Origin of the sequence: Shewanella sp. P1-14-1, assembly GCF_001401775.1 — a bacterium.
GTDB classification, from domain to species: Bacteria; Pseudomonadota; Gammaproteobacteria; order Enterobacterales; family Shewanellaceae; genus Shewanella; species Shewanella japonica.
In genome coordinates, this window is sequence record NZ_LKTL01000035.1 from 1 (window position 1) to 19103 (window position 19103).

General features: G+C 40.5%; 15 protein-coding genes. 9 read left to right on the forward strand and 6 right to left on the reverse strand.

All coding sequences use genetic code 11. The features are described 5' to 3' along the window. Window positions 1–150: 150 nt before the first annotated feature. The gene (locus AN944_RS19270; RefSeq protein WP_144430230.1) at window positions 151–447 is read right to left on the reverse strand and encodes a hypothetical protein; all 297 of its coding nucleotides are present in this window, start codon (window positions 445–447) and stop codon (window positions 151–153) included. Between the two features lie 421 nt (window positions 448–868). On the opposite strand from AN944_RS19270, the gene AN944_RS22035 reads away from it, so the two are divergent. Beyond that, a complete protein-coding gene (locus tag AN944_RS22035) occupies window positions 869–937 on the forward strand; it encodes a hypothetical protein (RefSeq protein ID WP_327272842.1) in 69 nt (22 codons plus the stop codon). Between the two features lie 313 nt (window positions 938–1250). On the opposite strand, the gene AN944_RS19275 is transcribed toward AN944_RS22035, so the two are convergent. Beyond that, a complete protein-coding gene (locus tag AN944_RS19275) occupies window positions 1251–1823 on the reverse strand; it encodes a DUF924 family protein (protein WP_055026279.1) in 573 nt (190 codons plus the stop codon). Window positions 1824–1967: 144 nt separating this feature from the next. Here AN944_RS19275 and AN944_RS19280 point away from each other — a divergent pair, with 144 nt between their 5' ends. Further along, window positions 1968–2399: a hypothetical protein gene (locus AN944_RS19280; RefSeq protein WP_055026280.1), complete on the forward strand. Its 432-nt coding sequence runs from the start codon at window positions 1968–1970 to the stop codon at window positions 2397–2399. Between the two features lie 44 nt (window positions 2400–2443). On the opposite strand, the gene lolE is transcribed toward AN944_RS19280, so the two are convergent. Genes lolE through AN944_RS19295 form a run of 3 tightly spaced genes read right to left on the reverse strand, consistent with a single transcriptional unit; the run spans window position 2444 to window position 5651 of the window. Next, entirely contained in the window at window positions 2444–3691 is a 1248-nt protein-coding gene (gene lolE / locus AN944_RS19285) for a lipoprotein-releasing ABC transporter permease subunit LolE (RefSeq protein WP_055026281.1), read from the reverse strand. Next, on the reverse strand, window positions 3691–4419 hold the full coding sequence (gene lolD / locus AN944_RS19290; protein ID WP_055026282.1) for a lipoprotein-releasing ABC transporter ATP-binding protein LolD: 729 nt from the start codon (window positions 4417–4419) through the stop codon (window positions 3691–3693). Before lolD ends, lolE begins: the two co-directional genes overlap by 1 nt. Next, entirely contained in the window at window positions 4419–5651 is a 1233-nt protein-coding gene (locus AN944_RS19295; protein ID WP_055026283.1) for a lipoprotein-releasing ABC transporter permease subunit, read from the reverse strand. Before AN944_RS19295 ends, lolD begins: the two co-directional genes overlap by 1 nt. A gap of 163 nt (window positions 5652–5814) precedes the next feature. Between AN944_RS19295 and AN944_RS19300 the strand changes: the two genes are divergently transcribed. From AN944_RS19300 to AN944_RS19310, 3 genes are all read left to right on the forward strand, one after another. Further along, entirely contained in the window at window positions 5815–6393 is a 579-nt protein-coding gene (locus AN944_RS19300) for a PilZ domain-containing protein (protein ID WP_055026284.1), read from the forward strand. Between the two features lie 170 nt (window positions 6394–6563). Next, window positions 6564–10046 (forward strand): transcription-repair coupling factor, encoded by a 3483-nt coding sequence (mfd, locus tag AN944_RS19305; RefSeq protein ID WP_055026285.1) that lies wholly within the window; start codon window positions 6564–6566, stop codon window positions 10044–10046. Further along, window positions 10046–11083, forward strand: coding sequence for a peptidoglycan binding protein CsiV (locus AN944_RS19310; RefSeq protein WP_082420071.1), 1038 nt, complete (start codon window positions 10046–10048; stop codon window positions 11081–11083). The genes mfd and AN944_RS19310 overlap by 1 nt, the downstream gene beginning before the upstream one ends. A 129-nt stretch (window positions 11084–11212) precedes the next feature. Here AN944_RS19310 and nagZ read toward each other — a convergent pair whose 3' ends face one another. Beyond that, entirely contained in the window at window positions 11213–12232 is a 1020-nt protein-coding gene (gene nagZ / locus AN944_RS19315; protein ID WP_055026286.1) for a beta-N-acetylhexosaminidase, read from the reverse strand. A gap of 413 nt (window positions 12233–12645) precedes the next feature. Between nagZ and AN944_RS19320 the strand changes: the two genes are divergently transcribed. The 4 genes from AN944_RS19320 to asnB all read left to right on the forward strand — a co-directional run bounded on the left by AN944_RS19320 (window position 12646) and on the right by asnB (window position 19029). Then, window positions 12646–14022 (forward strand): L-serine ammonia-lyase, encoded by a 1377-nt coding sequence (locus AN944_RS19320; RefSeq protein WP_055026287.1) that lies wholly within the window; start codon window positions 12646–12648, stop codon window positions 14020–14022. A gap of 164 nt (window positions 14023–14186) precedes the next feature. Further along, window positions 14187–14933 carry an HAD-IIA family hydrolase gene (locus AN944_RS19325; protein WP_055026288.1) on the forward strand — a complete coding sequence of 249 codons (747 nt, stop codon included), beginning with the start codon at window positions 14187–14189 and terminating at the stop codon, window positions 14931–14933. A 299-nt stretch (window positions 14934–15232) separates the two neighbouring features. After that, window positions 15233–16906 (forward strand): M28 family metallopeptidase, encoded by a 1674-nt coding sequence (locus tag AN944_RS19330; protein WP_055026289.1) that lies wholly within the window; start codon window positions 15233–15235, stop codon window positions 16904–16906. 458 nt (window positions 16907–17364) lie between these two features. Further along, window positions 17365–19029, forward strand: coding sequence for an asparagine synthase B (gene asnB / locus AN944_RS19335; RefSeq protein WP_055026290.1), 1665 nt, complete (start codon window positions 17365–17367; stop codon window positions 19027–19029). Window positions 19030–19103: the final 74 nt, after the last annotated feature.

The following is a 19103-nucleotide window of genomic DNA, read 5'->3' on the forward strand; positions in this document are numbered from 1 at the left end:
CAGAATAATGCTCATTGGTGGCGATATCTCTCATTCTTTCCCTGTATGCCTAACGCCCATTTAAGGGGCTGATAATAGTTTGCTAAAATTGTGTAGCGCAGCGAAACCGAGCAAACTGTTAGCAGTCCCACTTTAAATTCTTGTTATGTTTCAATACTTTTCGGCATCGTATCTAGCAAAAACAAGATTACTTAAATCGGCAACGGTTGTCGATTCCATTTCTACTTTTGCACAAACAGAATGAGATAACTCTCCTGGAAAATTTCCAAGTACCTCAGAAGTAACAGAGTAAATACAATCCATTTCAAATTCTTTAGGCTCAGTTTCAAAAACAGCTAAAACATTTAAGGTATTTTTTGATATTTGAAAAGACAGTCGTTTTAAACTTTTTGGAATATTAAACAATAGAGCTGTTTGAAAATACTTATTTAGTTGCACAACATTCACAGACTCGTCCTTGAAACATAACAGCGTATTAGCGAGAATTCCGATAAACACCCTTAGGTACTTTACCAAAACTTGATCACTAGCAGCTCTATTTATTAATAATTTTAATAACTTAACAGCCACCATTATCTAAATCAATCAGCTTAACTAAGGATAAAAACGAGAATTGAGTTAACCGAGAATTATTTGGGGTCGTTATGTAAATAGTCTTACTGTAAAAGTTAATTATTTTCAGTATCTTAAAAACCTTTAAAATATAAAATGAAAATTTGGCTATTTACATAACGAGAAGCAAAGTTTGCATTTATGTAACATCGGCATATAACTATATGTATATACAGCCATATGCCAGTAGGATATTTATGCGTTCATCACCGTTCATTGAATCTATTAAAAAGAATTACGTACTCGACGCTACAGTATAAAAACTGAGAAGGTTTATTTATTTTGGATTAAGGCATTTATTATATTTAATGATAAGAACCATTAACAATGGGTGGCAATTCATTCAATAACTTACCACATCAAGAAGAAGCAATTCTCGAAAACGCGAGGTTTGAGAGGGTTGCAATTCCTTCTGCATTATTAGGTTAATGTCGTGGCTACACTCGCGAGAAACCATGTTTATTTAATAACTCGCTCATTTAATATCACCGGGGAATAATAGTTGCGACACTAACTATACACCTGTACAACCGCCGCCAATCACACACAAATATATACAGATGTATAGAAAAGGTAATTATCCTTGATTAATGATCAAAGTTTCCTTTACCCAATTTGTCTCCACATGGAAGTCCGCTTTAAAAACGGCTACCCGGTTGCTGTAAAAACCTCAGTTCTTCTTCTGTAGATTCACGGCCTAACAGCATGTTTCTATGAGGGTATCGTCCAAACCTTTCGATAATCGCTAGGTGTTTTAGCTCAAATTGATAATTAGACTCCAAGCCATCTTGTTTAAATAACGTTAATGCTTGCTGGTGAATCGATAGTGATTCGCTGTGCATGAAAGGCATATACAAAAAACTTCGCTCTGTCGGCTTGAGCCGTTTATCGTCACCACAATGAATAGCTTCTTGCGCCAATACTAAAGCCAGTGAGTCAGAAGCAAAGGCTTTGGATGAATCTCGATAAAGGTTTCTTGAGAATTGATCTAATACGATGATTTCTGCTAAACGACCTAACGCAGTATTACGCCAATGGAATAACTCTCCGGCTATAGCTTGACGGTGAAAATGATTAAATTGTTGCTTAATCGTCGCATCAAATCCCTTGTCTTTTGTAAACCATAAATCGGAGTCAATATCAGTAAACCAAAACTGAATAATGTTGGCAGCATCGCCATTCAATTCATGACTTATTATGCAATTACTCATCAACTAATCCTTTATTGTTTTATTCGTCATTTATCTTCATTTTCATGACTAATTTCAGTAACTCAACAAATATATGCTAGGTTTAATTTAGACACTTAGTCATCTTTTACTAAGTCATTTGATAGTAGGAATTATGGACCTAATATGGCTAATACTCCCGACACGTCTTCCAGCAAGTCTATCAGACAAGATCCTCTTATCGAAAAAGTGCTCAAGCGCAGTCCTTCAAATATTGCAGAAACCTTTACTGATGAACAGCTCAATGCAATAAAAATGGCCTTAGGCCCAAATACTTGGGGAGGCCATTTTTTAGATAGTCGAGGAACCTTTAAATTTCCCTTTATCAAATGGCGATTTTATTACGTTTTTTTACTGGGTAAAAACAAGCGTGCTTACACCCGTCGAGAAAAGAATATGTCAATGTTAATGATGTTTGCCACCATCGGAGGGTTTATTTTGATGAGTACCTTATTCGGCTTATTACTTTTATATCTATTGAAGTCTTGGTTAGGTATAGACCTATTTCCTGACACCTCTTTAGGTATTTGGGATGCTGTTAAAAGTCGATTTGAATAGTGAGGCAACAAAATAAACGCGCCTCAGCGCGTTTATTTTTGCCTTTATCGGCCAGCTAAAGCTGTAGCAGGTGCTATTTTTGTTGCTTTATAAGCGGGGTAAATTGTCGCTAATAAACTCATGACTAACCCCATTGCCACAACAACTATGACATCTTGCTGTTGTAGTTGAGAAGGTAAAAAATCAATAAAATAAATATCAGAAGCGAGTAACTGTATTCCTAAAGTTTGCTCTATTGCACTGGCGATAGCACTCAGGTTCGTTGCTAACAACACCCCAATTACAGCGCCGATAGTGCAGCCTAAAAAGCCATTCAACCCACCTTGCATAATAAATATTGACATTATTGCTGGTCGTTTTAGGCCCATGGTCATCAAAATAGCAATTTCAGAGCTTTTGTCCCTGACAGCCATCACAAGCGTAGACACAATATTAAAACAAGCCACAGCAATCACCAGAGCCAGCACCAAATACATTACCATTCTCACAAGTTGAATATCTTGATACAAATGCCCTTGTGAGCGAGTCCAATTATTTAAATGTAAGTACTGACTTTGGGCATAACCTAAATCTCGAGTAATGCGTGGCGCACTAAATACATTATTAACCGTGATCCTAAGCCCAGTTGCTGAATTGGCTGGCAGTTTAAGTATGTTAGCTAAATATGCCATTGAAACATAAGCCTGTGTTGACTCTATTTCGCCACCAACATCATAAACTCCCGCAACAATAAAGCGATGACTCTTTGCAGCCGACAATGTATTTGATTGACTCATATCAGGTGTATACATGGATAAGGTATCGCCAATATCTAAACCCAATTTATCGAGTAACGAACGACCTAAAACGATATTATTTTCAGCTACCGATAAGGTATTCCATGTTTCTTCTGGCATAAATTCAGCAAGAGTTGAAGCTGACTGCTCATATTTAGGCTCAATACCGTTAAGCACAATTCCTTGGAAACCACCCGGCTTTTGCACTAATCCCTGCATTCTGATAAATGGCGCTGTAGCAACAATATCTGGCATGTGTGTGGCTGTTTCAGCAATCGCTTGCCAATCATGTAGCGGCTCATTAACACTTAACAACTCACCATGGGAGACCACACCTAACAAACGTTGTTCTAATTCTCTTTCAAAGCCATTCATTGCAGAAAGCACCAGAATTAATACAGCCACACCAAGGGCAATCCCTGCTGTAGAAGCAAAAGAAATAAATCCAATAAAACCATTCGATTGTCTAGCGCGATAAAATCGCCAACCTATCGTTAGCGGTAATAAAGACTTCATTAATGCTTGTCCGCTGCTGTTGGTTGAACCGAAATATCAGCCATGTCTTGTAGAACTCCATCTTTCATGGTTAGCTGGCGATCCATTTTCGCCGCTAATTTATAATCATGGGTTACGACAACAAACGCAGTGCCAAGTTGATGGGCAAGTTCACGAATAAGCTCGTATACACTATCGCCACTGCTTGCATCAAGGTTGCCTGTAGGCTCATCAGCCAAAACAAGTTTAGGTTTGTTGATTAACGCTCTAGCAATGGCTACACGCTGGCGCTCACCACCAGATAGTTGTGCGGGTATATGTTGAAGTCGATGACCTAGCCCTACTCTTTCGAGTAATGCCTGCGCTTCTTGTAACGTTTGTTTTTTATCACGACCTTGAATGAAGGCTGGCATCGCCACATTTTCAATCGCTGAAAATTCAGGCAATAAATGATGAAACTGATAAATAAAGCCTAAATCCTGATTACGAATTTCAGCTTGTCTTGATGCCGATAAGGTATACAAATTCTCACCATCCAGTGTCACTTCACCCGATGTTGGAATATCTAAAGTCCCCATAATATGCAGCAAGGTACTTTTACCAGAGCCAGAACTCCCCACAATGGCCAGTTGCTCACCTTTATAAACACTCAAATCGACATTTGACAGCACTTTTGTTGTCGTTTCACCGTCATGAAACTGTTTACAAACCTGACTTACTTGCAGGATCACTGAGGTTTTATCATTCATTATTCATATCTCAAAGCAGTGGCAGGCTGAACCCGCGCAGCGGTTAATGCTGGATAAATTGTGGCAATTAATGTCATTGCTAGCGTGCCCACCACAATTATACTAATTTGGCTTAGTGATACCTCAACAGGTAGCATTTGCCCTGCGCCTAAAACTGATATGCCCAGCACATTTAAAATAATATTCAAATTCAACGTAATCATTACACCCACAATTGCACCAAGTGCGAGGCCAATAATGGCATTCAGTGAGCCTTGAACGATAAAAATGTTCATCACCGCTTGAGTGGTTAAACCTTGTGTTTTTAACACTGCGACATCGGTAGTTTTGTCTATCACCATCATCACTAGCGCTGACACAATGTTAAATGCTGCAACGGCAACAATTAGCGATAACATCAGCGACATCATGTTCTTTTCCATTTTAACGGCTGCAAACAAGTGTCCGAACCCTTCACGCCAATCACGAGTGGTAATGGATATGCCTTGTTGAGCGAGATCTGCAGTGATTTTCTCACCCACTTGCGGTGCAGAAAACGGATCAGCTAAATACACTCTTAGCTCGTTAATCTCTTTAGGGTTAATTCGCATTAATCGCCTTGCATCTTGATAATGAACATACGCAAGTGCCGCATCAACTTGTGATCCCATTTCAAATACGCCAGCCACGGTAAATTTACGCTGACTAGGTACCGGTCCTAACGGAGAGTAGACCACTCCATCACCGCTTAATAATCTGACTTTATCACCAATATTAATAGACAGTTTACGAGCTAATTCACTGCCTAAAACAATGTTATAACTACCCGCTTGTAGCTGCTCAAACGCACTTGAATAGGTATTTGCGATAATTGCAGATAAGTCCTGTTCATATTCAGGAAAAACCCCATACACTTGAACAGCACTGATATTTTGATTGGATTGCACCATCGCCTGGGTGGTTACTGATGGAGCAATGCCATGGATACCATTTTGCAGAACAATAATACTGGTATCACCTTGCCAATCATTAAACCCAGCTTCTGAAACTAAAGTTAATTGCGGAACTGCACCTAAAATACGCTGTTTAAGTTGACCTTCTAGCCCATTCATCACAGAGCTAACAATAATCAGTGCAGCAACACCTAAAAAGATACCTGATACGGCAAAAAAGGTAATGAAGGATGCGAACGCATTCGCTTTTCTGGTTCGCCAGTAGCGATAGCCAATGAATAATGAAAACCGAAAGTTCATAAAGGAAACGGCACCCCGAGTGTAGAAAGTAAATATAACGGCTTAGTGAGTCTATTATGCATGAAAAACAGCCGTTTATTTACGTAAGCAGGCTAAAACTTGCTAAATGATAAAGATGGGCATGATAATAGGGGTATTAGTTTGATAAATAAAGAGGCAAACCTTGTTCACTGAATCTAACGCATATTTTACTGTGCCTCATCAATTCAATGTTTATTTGGAAACTTGGCCTGAATCTAACGCTATCCCAACAGAAGAGGATCTTCGCTCAATGCAGTCTGTTGGGCTTAAGCTGTTGTCAGAAGTCAAAGAACTTGAAGCCAATTGCTTATTGCAGCTACGTCAATTAGATAATGAAGCAAAAGCTGTGGTCGACTTTTTAAAATTACAGTCACGTAAAGTCGATTTAGTGTTACAGCATGTGTTAGAAAAAGAAGTGCAATCGGGTGAGCGTTATCAAGGTACCCAATTTGGTGGCAGCGGTATAAGCATCGTCAGCCCTGATCCCCTCACCATTGGCGATTACTTTAAATCTTCGATTTACATCAGCAGTGAACTCGTTGCGATATTATGTTTATGCCAAGTCAGTCAGTGCCAAAGCACCGAAAACGGCTACCTTGTAACATTCGAATTTAGCCAGATACTCGACTCTGATGTAGAGCAACTCGTCAAAGCCAGTTTAAATGTGCAGCAAAAAATGTTGAAAATGCGAAAACAAAGTCGCCAACAAGCCTCTGACTAATAATATTTGCCTGCAACTTGTTATTGGCTAGCTTATAATAGTAAGCCAATAATAAAGGCAATGAGGATGCTTGCTTTTATTCATATCCGTTACCAATACTTTTACTATTGAGTCCCTTATTAGTATCGGCTGGAACATCACACATTGACAGAAGTAAACTTAATAATTCAATGAAGAATTTTAGCGTTTTAACACCGCCTAGTGTAAAAAAAGGCCAACAATTTCAGACATTAGCAACACTAGGGGGCGTATCTCAAGCCATTACCCTGTCGAGTTTAATTCAGCAACATTCTGGCACAACTCTAATTGTCACAAGTGATACGCCAGCAGCGCTACAACTTGAAGTTGAACTCGGTTACTTATTGTCTCATTACGACGTCAATGTCTGCTTGTTTCCTGACAGAGAAACCTTGCCTTACGACAGTTTTTCACCGCACCAAGATTTGATTTCTCAACGGTTAGAAACCTTAGCGCAAATGAGCCAAACACAACACAATGTTATTATTGTGCCAGTTAACACGCTCATGGTTAAACTGCCGCCTAAATCATTTTTAACTGCAAATGTCATGTTGCTGAAAAAAGGCGACACTTATAGTCTCCAACAAGTAAGACAACATTTAACAGATACGGGTTATTACATTGTTGACCAAGTATACGAGCACGGCGAATTTGCGATTCGTGGTTCTATTCTAGACATTTTTCCGACGGGGTCAGATCAACCATTAAGAATTGAGTTATTTGACGATGAAGTCGAATCAATTCGATACTTTGATGCTGAAACCCAGCGTTCTCAGCAAGAAATAGACGCAGTAAGAATGCTGCCAGCAAAAGAGTTTCCTACTGACAGTGCCGGAATCGAAGGCTTTAGGCAGCGTTACCGTCGTCGATTTGAGGTCATCTCAAAAGAAGCAGAGTCGGTTTACCAGCTCGTGAGTAGAAACCTTATGCCTGCGGGTATTGAGAATTACCTACCACTGTTTTTTGATGAAACAGCCAACCTGTTTGATTATATTCCAGAGAACACTCAGCTCATTACACTGGGTGATATTGAACAAGCAAGTCAGCACCATTTAAGTGAAATCAACAGCCGCTATGAAGACCGTAGAGTTGATCCTTTACGCCCCTTACTCGCGCCACAAGAACTGTATCTGCTCATCGATGAGTTATTTGCACAATTCAAACGCTATCAGCGCTCGCAATTTGCTCTACCTAGTGATGAAAATGACAAAGCGCAACACGCTAGTGTGTCTGCGCTGCCTGATATCAATGCCAATCACAAACTCAAGCAGCCATTAATCAGTCTGCAAGAATATAATCAAACACATCAACAATTGGTGTTCTGTGCTGAATCAGAAGGTCGACGTGAAGCATTAATTGAGTTGCTAGGCAAAATCGATATTAAGCCTAAGTTGTTCAATCATTTAGATGACTACATCAAGGCAAAAGATCCTATTGGGTTAATTGTCTCGCCGCTATCACGAGGCTGTGTTATTCACGATACGCCTAAAGGTGATATCAGCGTTATTTGTGAAACTGAATTATTCGGACAACGGATTTCTCAGCAACGACGTAGAGAAAAACAAAAGCAAGTCAGCTCTGATGTATTAGTCAAAAATTTAGCTGAATTAAAAGTCGGTGAACCTATCGTTCACCTTGAACACGGTGTTGCACTATATCAAGGCTTAGTCACACTTGATACTGGTGGTTTAGTCGCTGAGTACTTACAGCTTGAATATACTGGCGGCGATAAATTATATGTTCCAGTATCATCACTGCACCTTATTAGTCGTTACAGCGTGGGCGCCGATGAAAGCCCGACCTTAAATAAACTAGGTAACGAAACGTGGGCTAAAGCCAAGAAAAAAGCCATTGAGAAAATTCGTGATGTTGCCGCTGAATTACTCGATGTTTACGCCCGAAGACAAGCCAGACCTGGCGATGCAATGAAAATTGAAGCTGAAGAATATGCCCAATTTTCTCAAGGTTTTCCTTTTGAAGAAACTGTCGATCAAGAAACCGCAATCGAAGCTGTGCTTGACGATATGCAAGCGCCAATGGCCATGGATAGACTGGTTTGTGGTGATGTCGGTTTTGGTAAAACTGAAGTTGCTATGCGAGCGGCTTTTGTCGCAGTCAATGCAGGCAAACAAGTGGTAGTATTAGTACCAACCACCCTGCTTGCTCAGCAGCATTATGAAAACTTTAAAGATCGGTTTGCAGACTGGCCGGTCGTCATTGAGGTCATGTCACGTTTTCGCTCTGTAAAAGAGCAAAATGGGGTGCTTAAACAATTGTCTGAAGGCAAAGTCGATATTGTTATTGGTACCCATAAATTACTCCAAGCTGAAGCCAACTTTGACAATTTAGGCTTACTTGTCATTGATGAAGAGCATCGATTTGGTGTCCGCCAAAAAGAAAAAATTAAAGCACTTCGGGCAAATGTTGATATCCTGACATTAACAGCAACCCCAATCCCACGAACCTTAAATATGGCAATGTCGGGGATGCGAGATTTATCTATTATCGCAACCCCACCAGCAAAACGCTTAGCTGTAAAAACCTTTGTTCGTGAGTACGATATTGCAACGGTACGTGAAGCTATACTGCGGGAAATACTGCGTGGTGGCCAAGTTTACTTCTTGCACAATAATGTCGAAACCATTGAAAAATGTGCCCAAGACATTCGCGAATTATTACCTGAATCTCGCGTCGTTACCGCTCATGGTCAAATGCGAGAACGTGAACTTGAGAAAGTCATGTCAGAGTTTTACCACCAACGATTTAACGTATTAGTATGTACAACCATTATTGAGACTGGTATCGATGTACCTAGCGCCAATACAATCATTATCGATCGTGCTGATAAATTTGGGCTTGCACAATTGCACCAATTACGGGGACGAGTGGGTCGCTCGCATCACCAAGCTTATGCCTATTTAATGACGCCACATCCAAAATTAATGAGCGCAGATGCTCGTAAACGACTCGCCGCAATTGATGCCTTAGAAGATTTAGGCGCAGGCTTTATGTTAGCCACACAAGATTTAGAGATTCGTGGTGCGGGCGAGCTCTTAGGTGACGAGCAAAGCGGCCATATTTCTAAAATTGGTTTTAGTCTATATATGGAAATGCTGGAATCAGCAGTTAAAGCATTAAAAGAAGGCAAAGAGCCGTCGCTAGCTTACATGCTAAATTCACAATGTGAGATTGAATTACGTATTCCAGCCCTACTCCCTGATGACTATGTGTCAGACGTTAATATGCGTTTGTCTTTATATAAACGTATTGCCAATTGCGAAACTGAAAAAATGCTAGATGAACTCAAAGTTGAATTCATTGATAGATTTGGTCTACTGCCAGATCCTACTCGCAACTTAATGGAACTAACCTTATACAAACACCAAGCAACAGCGTTAGGCGCCAGTAAGATTGAGATGCATGCCAAAGGTGGTAGCATAGAGTTTAATGACGACCATAAAATAGATCCTATGTTCATCATTGGTTTATTACAAAGCCAGCCACAAATTTATCGAATGGAAGGCTCAAATAAGTTAAAGTTCACTATCCCTGCTGAAACCAGCAAACAACGTCTAGACTTAGTGAAGACGTTACTAGAACAATTAGCTCAACACCGTATTGGAGAAACCCACTAGTGCTGCGTAACCTTGTTATATCAATTGCCGCTATCACAGCGATAAGTTCGTCAGTAAGTGTTCAAGCCAAGTCTTGGTTTGAAGTCGAAGTTTTCGTGTTTGAAAGACAATCTAACAGCCTAGAACAATGGCAAGAAAATGCCGCAGTTGCGCCTAATCGCAAAAATGTCGACTTAATTACCCCTATGATCAGTAACGACATCACTGGCGTTGCATTAGGGTTATCAGGCTGCACATCAACAGACTGGACGAGTGGTGAAGTTGATTGCCAAGATCCATTGGTCAGTGCCAATAAAACCACCTTCCCAAGTCAGGTGCCTTTTTCTATTTCTGCCGATGAACCTCAAGTCGCCTATTTAGGTGAAGGGCCAATTTTATTAGCTGAGTCCCAGAGCCAATTTGCCGAGATAATCAGCGCTGTAAAGCGTGAACGAGACGTGCGTAGTTTATTGCATATGACATGGCAACAAGATATGCAGTCCCGCAACCGTGCCAAACCGATTCGCATCTACGCAGGTAAAGATTTTTCAGAACAGTTCGAATACGCTGGTAACCCAGTCACAGAACAGCAAGAAGATGAGTTTTCAACTTTTGACTTCAGTTCATCATTTGGCAGCTTTATTGATGAACCCAAAACGACCCCAGTGTGGGAGCTTGATGGCAATATCAATATTTACTTAAGTCATTATTTATTTATCGAAACACGACTGGCGCTTCGTAAACCCATCCAAAAAGAAGTGGTGCAAAATGATTACTATCAATACAGCACCCAAGCGGAAAATGAAAAAGTATTAAGTCCATTTTTGCAATCTATCCCTATGGTGCAAAACAGACGAGTAAGATCAGGTGAAATCCACTACTTTGACCACCCTAAAATGGGGATTGTGATGCAAATTAGAAAAATGGAACAACCGACAACCACTAAGCCAGAAGATCTAGTTTTGGAAGAATCGCTTGAGGAAAGTGCTCAACCACTTAGTGATGATACTCCGACATTGATGACTGAAGGCAATGCAAGCCATGAATCATTAAAGTAAGCGCAAAACTGATTGAATCTAATATAGTCTGGTCAGATGTTGAGCAAACGATTCCGTTAGCATGAGTATCACTAAACCGAATGCACATGAACAAATCTGTTTATGTCATTCGGTTTTTTATTGGCCAGTTTACGCTTGTGAGTGTGTTATATGATTGGCAAGTTGCTGGGCTTTTTGCCAACGCTCCTCACAACCTAAGGCGCTCATGACTTGTTCCTTATTTGCTTTAAGCTTGGTCGCATTAACACTTGGTGGTGTTTGCGGCCATTCAAAATTAGCTAAAAGCGTGTTAACGCCTTCGGGGTCATTACACACTAAAATCATGTCACAACCCGCTGTTAAAGCCGCTTTAGCCCTACCGAGATAATCTCCCGCAAAAGAAGCTCCTTTCATACCTAAGTCGTCAGAGAATATCACCCCATCAAATTCAAGCTCTTGTCTTAATACCTTTTGCAGCCAAAAAGAAGAAAAACCAGCAGGGTTCGGGTCTAACTGACTATAAACCACATGCGCTGGCATCACCCCATTGAGTAATTTTTTACCCATAAGTTGCTTAAAAGGGACCATATCATGTTCAAATATTTGTGCTTGGCTTCGATTGTCTTCTGCCATAGCAACATGGGTATCCGCTTTAACACTGCCGTGACCAGGAAAATGTTTTCCTACTGCGGCCATCCCTGCTTCATTCATTCCTTCAATAAACGATTCAGCCAGCGCGCTCACTTGACTAGGTTCGGCACTAAAACTGCGTTTACCAATCACATCACTAATGCCGTTTACATCTAGCACTGGAGCAAAACTTAAATCAATGTCGCAAGCAAGTAATTCAACTGCCATCAAAAAGCCCAGTTCTTTACTCCAGCTTTGCGCAAGTGTTATGTCTCCAGCGGCTGCGGGTAATATATCCCCCATGGCAGGAATAAGTGAAAAGCCCTCTCTAAACCGTTGTACTCGGCCACCTTCATGATCAACAGCAATCAATAATTCAGGACGTATTTGCCGAACAGATTTAATTAAGTCAATCAATTGTGTTTTATTAGAAAAATTGCGGGTAAATAAAATAATTCCGCCAACTTGTGGATGCGAGAGTAAGCTCGCCTCTTCTTCGCTAACGCTATGGCCAGCTAAATCCATCATTAAATAACTCACGAGAGCTCCTGTTTATATTGGCAGTACAACCTCATAATTGTTCATATTTATGAATAGTCACCCTTGAGTTCCCCCTTGCAATAACCTCAACTAATGTGAAGTAAGTCGCATAAAAAAATCTAATGAACGAACTCGTAAAAAGTATGGGATACTCAGTAAAATAACTATCGTGATTTGAACCTAGATTATGTTTAAGCCATTAATCTAAACATGTTTAGTGGCGACTATTATGCAGAGAAATCTCCTATAGAGAAACAATTAATAACGAAAACAACCCGCCTATTACTTGTTTTGTTATCTGCATATAGTGACACATTGACGCAGGCTATTATGCTAGCAAATCTATCTCAAACAACACGACGAATATAATAAACGACTATAATAAAAAACGACTGAATTAAAGGTTGATAACAATGATTAGTGTATTTGACATGTTTAAAATCGGTATTGGACCATCAAGCTCCCATACTGTCGGTCCAATGAAGGCTGGTAAGTTATTTATGCAGCACTTAGCTGCACAAAATATACTTGCGCAAACCGATGAATTACGCTCAGAACTATTTGGCTCTTTAGGCCAAACGGGTAAAGGTCATGGCACAGGTAAAGCGGTCATTCTTGGATTAATGGGCGAAGATCCTGATACCGTTGATACTGACACCATCGACGCCATTTTAGAGCAAGTATCAGCCAATCAAACCCTAACGATTGCAGATGGACGAACAGTCAAATTTACCCGTGATAACGGGATTACTTATCATCGTCGTAAAAGTTTACCTGCTCACGCCAACGCAATGACGCTATATGCATATAGCGAAGGCAGCTGTATCTATGAACGTACTTATTATTCTGTCGGTGGCGGTTTTATTCTAGATGAAGATGAAATCACCCAAACGAATGCCTCACCTGCAACACCGATAAAATCAGCCCCTTATGATTTTGATTCAGCCACGCAACTTCTTGATGTGTGTTGTGAAAATGGTTTAAGCATTTCGTCATTAATGATGGCCAATGAACTGAGTATTGCTTCTGAAGAAGAGGTAAAACAGGGCTTATGGGACATCTGGCAAACGATGAAAAACTGCATCGAACGTGGTTATCAAAAAGAAGGCATGCTACCTGGTGGCCTTAAACTTCGTCGACGTGCACCCGCTTTATATCGCCGCTTACAAGCCGAAGGCCGTAATAATATGGATCCATTAACAGCAATGGATTGGGTCGATTTATTTGCGTTATCAGTCAATGAACAAAACGCTGCAGGCGATCGCGTCGTCACCGCTCCGACTAATGGCGCAGCTGGCATCATTCCAGCGGTTTTATGTTACTACCATACTTTTGTACAAGAAGTGGACATTGATGTTTGTTGTCGTTACTTACTCACTGCCGCTGCTATCGGTATTTTGTATAAGAAAAATGCTTCTATTTCTGGTGCGGAAGTGGGTTGCCAAGGTGAAGTGGGCGTAGCTTGTTCAATGGCAGCTGCAGCACTAACAGAAATTATGGGCGGCACTGTAGAGCATGTAGAGAATGCGGCAGAAATCGGTATGGAGCATAATCTTGGATTAACATGCGATCCTGTTGGCGGATTAGTGCAAGTACCGTGTATTGAACGTAATGCAATGGGCGCTGTAAAGGCAATTAACGCCTCTCGTATGGCGTTGCGTGGCGACGGTAACCATAAAGTCACACTTGATAAAGTGATAAAAACAATGATGGACACCGGTAAAGACATGCGTAGTAAGTACAAAGAAACGGCCAAAGGTGGCTTAGCAGTCAATATCGTTGAGTGTTAACCTATCCACAATAAATTGTTTTTTGCGGAGTCACCAAAAATGGTTCCGCATCCCTCTCCCAAAGCTCACTTTCGCTTTTTTTGCTCAAATCATGAACGCTACGATTGTTTTTTACATAAAAATGCCTTTATATGATGAAAGCATTCATCAATAAAGAGTAATCAATGAAAAATATTATCTGCGATATCGATGGCGTTTTACTGCACGACAATAAACTGATCCCCGGAAGTGATAAATTTATCCACAGAGTGCTCGAGCAAGGAAATCCACTGGTTATTCTTACCAACTACCCTGTTCAAACAGGAAAAGATTTACAAAACCGCCTTGGCGCTGCTGGCATTAATGTTCCTGAAAGTAGCTTTTACACTTCTGCAATGGCAACGGCGGACTTTTTAAAGCACCAAAAAGGCAGTAAAGCATACGTTATTGGTGAAGGCGCCCTGACTCACGAGCTATACAACGCTGGCTTTACGATTACTGATATTAACCCTGACTTTGTGATTGTTGGTGAGACTCGCTCATTTAACTGGGACATGATCCACAAAGCGTCCCGTTTTATCGCTGATGGTGCTCGCTTTATTGCTACAAACCCCGACACTCATGGTCCAGCATACAGCCCTGCTTGTGGCGCTTTATGCTCACCAATTGAACGCATTACCGGTAAAAAGCCATTTTATGTGGGCAAACCTAGCTCATGGATTATTCGATCAGCGTTAAACCACATTAAAGGCCATTCAGAGAATACCGTCATTATTGGCGATAACATGCGCACCGATATATTGGCAGGTTTTCAAGCGGGTCTTGAAACGATTCTAGTCACCAGTGGTGTCAGCCAAATGGCAGATATCGACAAAGAACCGTTCAGGCCTAATCATGTGTTTAAATGTGCTGGCGATATTGACGTCGTTTAATTTCCGACAAAAACTCCATTTATCTACTCAAGTCATCCACTCAGCTAAAATTAGCCTCTTAGGTATCAAGATCTCAGAGGCTAACTAGCATAATCCCATATTTACATCAGCAAAAAAGTTATTTAACAGTTTAAATAACTGAAAATTTCTCTGATTAACATTAGGTAACATAATTTCAAGCCTTCTCTATTGAATGCAATATAGGCTTGATTCATTATGCCTGCATAGTAAAACCGCATTTCTACTACATTGAGCGGTTTTAACTCGGATTAAGACTAAAAATAACAATAGGACAACCTATGAAGCAATTGCTGCCATTTTGTGCGTTAGCACTCATCACGGCTTGTAGCCCACAAAATGCCCCTACTGCTCCGAACCAAGCGGAAAAAAACACCTCTGCGGTATCTACAGATACAAAAGTAACGTTTGATGAATCTCGTTTTAGAAACGATATCAAGACCTTATCATCAGATGAGTTTGAAGGCCGCGCCCCGACAACAAAAGGAGAAAAACTCACCCTTGATTACCTATCTGCAGCATTTACTGAAATGGGTTTAACAGGCGCTTATCAAGGCAGCTTTTTACAACCGGTTCCTATGGTGAGTTATACCGCAAGTGAAGACCAAGCTATCAGCTTGGCGGGCATTGATATGCATTATCGCCAAGATATCGTACTGGGAAGCCGTCACGATAAAGGTGGGGTTAATATTAAAAATGCGCCTTTGGTGTTTGTTGGCTACGGAGTTAATGCACCTGAGTATCAATGGAATGATTATGAAAACCTTGATATGAAAGGCAAGATAGCGGTCATTTTAGTTAACGATCCAGGTTTTGCTCACCCAGAGTCAGATAAATTCAACGGCAAAGCAATGACGTATTACGGCCGCTGGAGCTATAAGTTTGAAGAAGCCAGTCGTCAAGGTGCATTAGGTGCAATCATAATCCATGATACGGCTCCTGCATCTTACCCTTGGTCTGTTGTTGAAAACAGCTGGACTGGTGCACAACAAGATCTTGTCTTAAATCAAGCCGAGCAAGATAAACGCGTTGCTGTTGAAGGTTGGATGACTATGGAAAGCGCTAATGCCTTGTTCAAAAAAGCTGGTTTTGAATTGGAGCCATTAATGGCACGTGCTGCAGATAGCGCGATACATCTTGAGTTAAATCAAACCGCAGATATTCAATTTACCAGCAAGGCTGAATACGCTGACAGCTATAATGTGGTTGCAACTCTTGAGGGAACTGAAGCAAGCGATGAACACATTCTATTTACAGCTCACTGGGATCACATTGGTATAGACCCAAGCAAAGATGGCGATAACATCTATAACGGTGCATTAGATAATGCCTCGGGAACAGCTGGGATAATGGAAATTGCACGTCAATTTGCTGCACAAGCCAAAAATGGCCAAGGCGTGAAACGTTCATTAACTTTTATAGCAACAACAGGTGAAGAACAAGGGCTGTTGGGATCGCGTTACTATGCTGCAAATCCAATCTACCCGATTGATAAAACCGTTGCGGTATTCAACCTTGATAGCACTAATGTTTATGGCAAGACGCAAGATTACACCATTGTTGGCAAAGGCCAGTCAGAACTTGAGCGCTATTTAATTGATGCTGCAAATAAACAAAACCGTCACGCTACTCGCGAACGTAACCCTGCATCAGGCAGATTTTTCCGCTCTGATCATTTCAGCTTTGCAAAATTAGGGGTACCAGCGGTATTTGCTGGTGGTGGTAGTATTCCGCTAGATGACGAAACTGCAGAGTATAAAAAAGCGATGCAACAAAAAATGAAAGGATGCTATCACAGTGTTTGCGATCATTATCATGAAGACTGGGACCTTTCTGGCGCTTTACAAGATTTAGCCGTGTATTTTGAATCAGCGAAATCTTTAGCCAATAACGATGATTGGCCTGGCTATTATCAAGGTTCGGAATTTAATTCGCTTAGACCAGCAAAGGACTAACCTTTGCTAATTTTGCAGGAATTAATAACATATTGAGCTAATCGCACATTGAGTTAATCCAGCAATGAGTTAATAGCATTGACCTTTAACAATATAAGTCGTATTAACAGTATCTTTAATTAATATCCCTTGAGTTTGTATACCTCAAGGGATTTTATGTATAAAACTACCTCAAGCCTCCCCTATTAAAATACCTGAAAAATTTAATCACTTTCGATTCCACAATCTTAAAATTCTTGGGCTATCTACCCAGTCAAAATAAATATTCATCAATGGTAGCAACAAAAAAATAGATAAACCTCAAAAACAAAGCCAACAAAAACAGATTTAACCAACCAAAAACCCAATAACATTGACGATTATTCAAAAATTACAGTTGAACCTTGAGAAAAATACTGTCAAAGTAATTTCCAGATAAAGATTATTAAGTGTAGATATAGCGATTCTGGAGCCAAATTATGTGTTCAATTTTTTCAATATTAGATATTCAATCAGACGCAAAAGAATTGCGTCAAGTGGCTTTAGAAATGTCTAAGCTACTGCGCCACCGTGGACCCGACTGGTCAGGTGTTTATGCTGACGATAAAGCAATTTTGGCACATGAACGTTTGGCGATTGTTGACGTAGACCACGGCGCACAACCGCTAATTAGTGAAGATGACAACATTGTACTGGCAGTAAATGGTGAGATTTATAACCATAAACAGCTAAAAGAAGAGCTAGGCGAAAAATACCGTTATAAAACAAACTCAGACTGTGAAGTGATTTTAGCTTTATATCAAGAATACGGCGTCGATTTTTTAGATAAACTAAACGGCATTTTTGCGTTTGTGCTTTACGATAAAGCACAAGATGCATTTCTAGTTGGCCGTGATCATATGGGCATTATCCCGCTTTATTCTGGTCGTGACAGTCTAGGTAACTATTACATCGCATCAGAAATGAAAGCGTTAATGCCGGTATGTAAAACAGTAGAAGAGTTTACACCAGGCCATTACCACTATTCTAAAGACGCAGGATTAACCCAATACTACCAACGTGATTGGCAAGATTTTGAAGCAGTAAAAGACAATGCCGCGAGTAAAGAAGAATTGCGAGATGCTTTAGAAGCTGCGGTTAAACGTCAATTAATGTCAGATGTACCTTATGGTGTATTGTTATCAGGCGGGTTAGATTCATCAGTTATTTCGGCAATTACGCAAACCTTTGCTAAACGTCGTATTGAAAATGACAGCGAAACCGATGCTTGGTGGCCACAGCTACATTCATTTGCTGTTGGTTTAGAAGGCGCACCAGATTTAATCGCAGCCCAAAAAGTGGCCGATGCAATTGGCACAATTCACCACGAAATCCATTTCACCTTCCAAGAAGGGTTAGATGCGATTAAAGAAGTTATTTATCACCTTGAAACCTATGACGTTACGACTATTCGTGCAGCGACACCAATGTACTTAATGGCCCGTAAAATTAAAGCGATGGGCATTAAAATGGTGCTTTCAGGCGAAGGCGCTGATGAATTATTTGGCGGTTACTTATATTTCCATAAAGCACCTAATGCACAAGCATTCCACGAAGAGTTAGTACGTAAACTCGATAAATTACACCTATTTGATTGTTTACGAGCAAACAAAGCCATGGCGGCTTGGGGACTAGAAGCACGTGTTCCATTTTTAGACAAAGAGTTTATGGATGTCGCTATGCGTATCAATCCAGAAGCTAAAATGTCAAAAGAAGGTCGTATTGAGAAAAACATTTTACGTGAAGCATTCGAACATGCATTGCCACATGAAGTCGTTTGGCGTCAAAAAGAGCAATTCAGTGATGGTGTTGGTTACTCTTGGATTGATGGCCTTAAAGACATCGCTGCAGAGCAAGTGGATGATTTACAATTAGCCAACGCTAAATTTAGATTCCCTTACAACACGCCAGAATCAAAAGAAGCCTATTACTATCGTTGCTTCTTTGAAGAGTTCTTCCCATTAGAATCTGCAGCAGAAACAGTACCGGGCGGGAAAACGGTCGCTTGCTCTACACCTGAAGCATTACTTTGGGATGAGAGTTTACAAGGCATTAATGACCCTTCAGGTCGTGCTGTTAAAAACGTCCATGACAGTGCTTATTAGTTGTTATAAATAACCTATTAATTAAAAAGCCATCGACTGTCGATGGCTTTTTTATGTTTGTTTTTATGCTATAT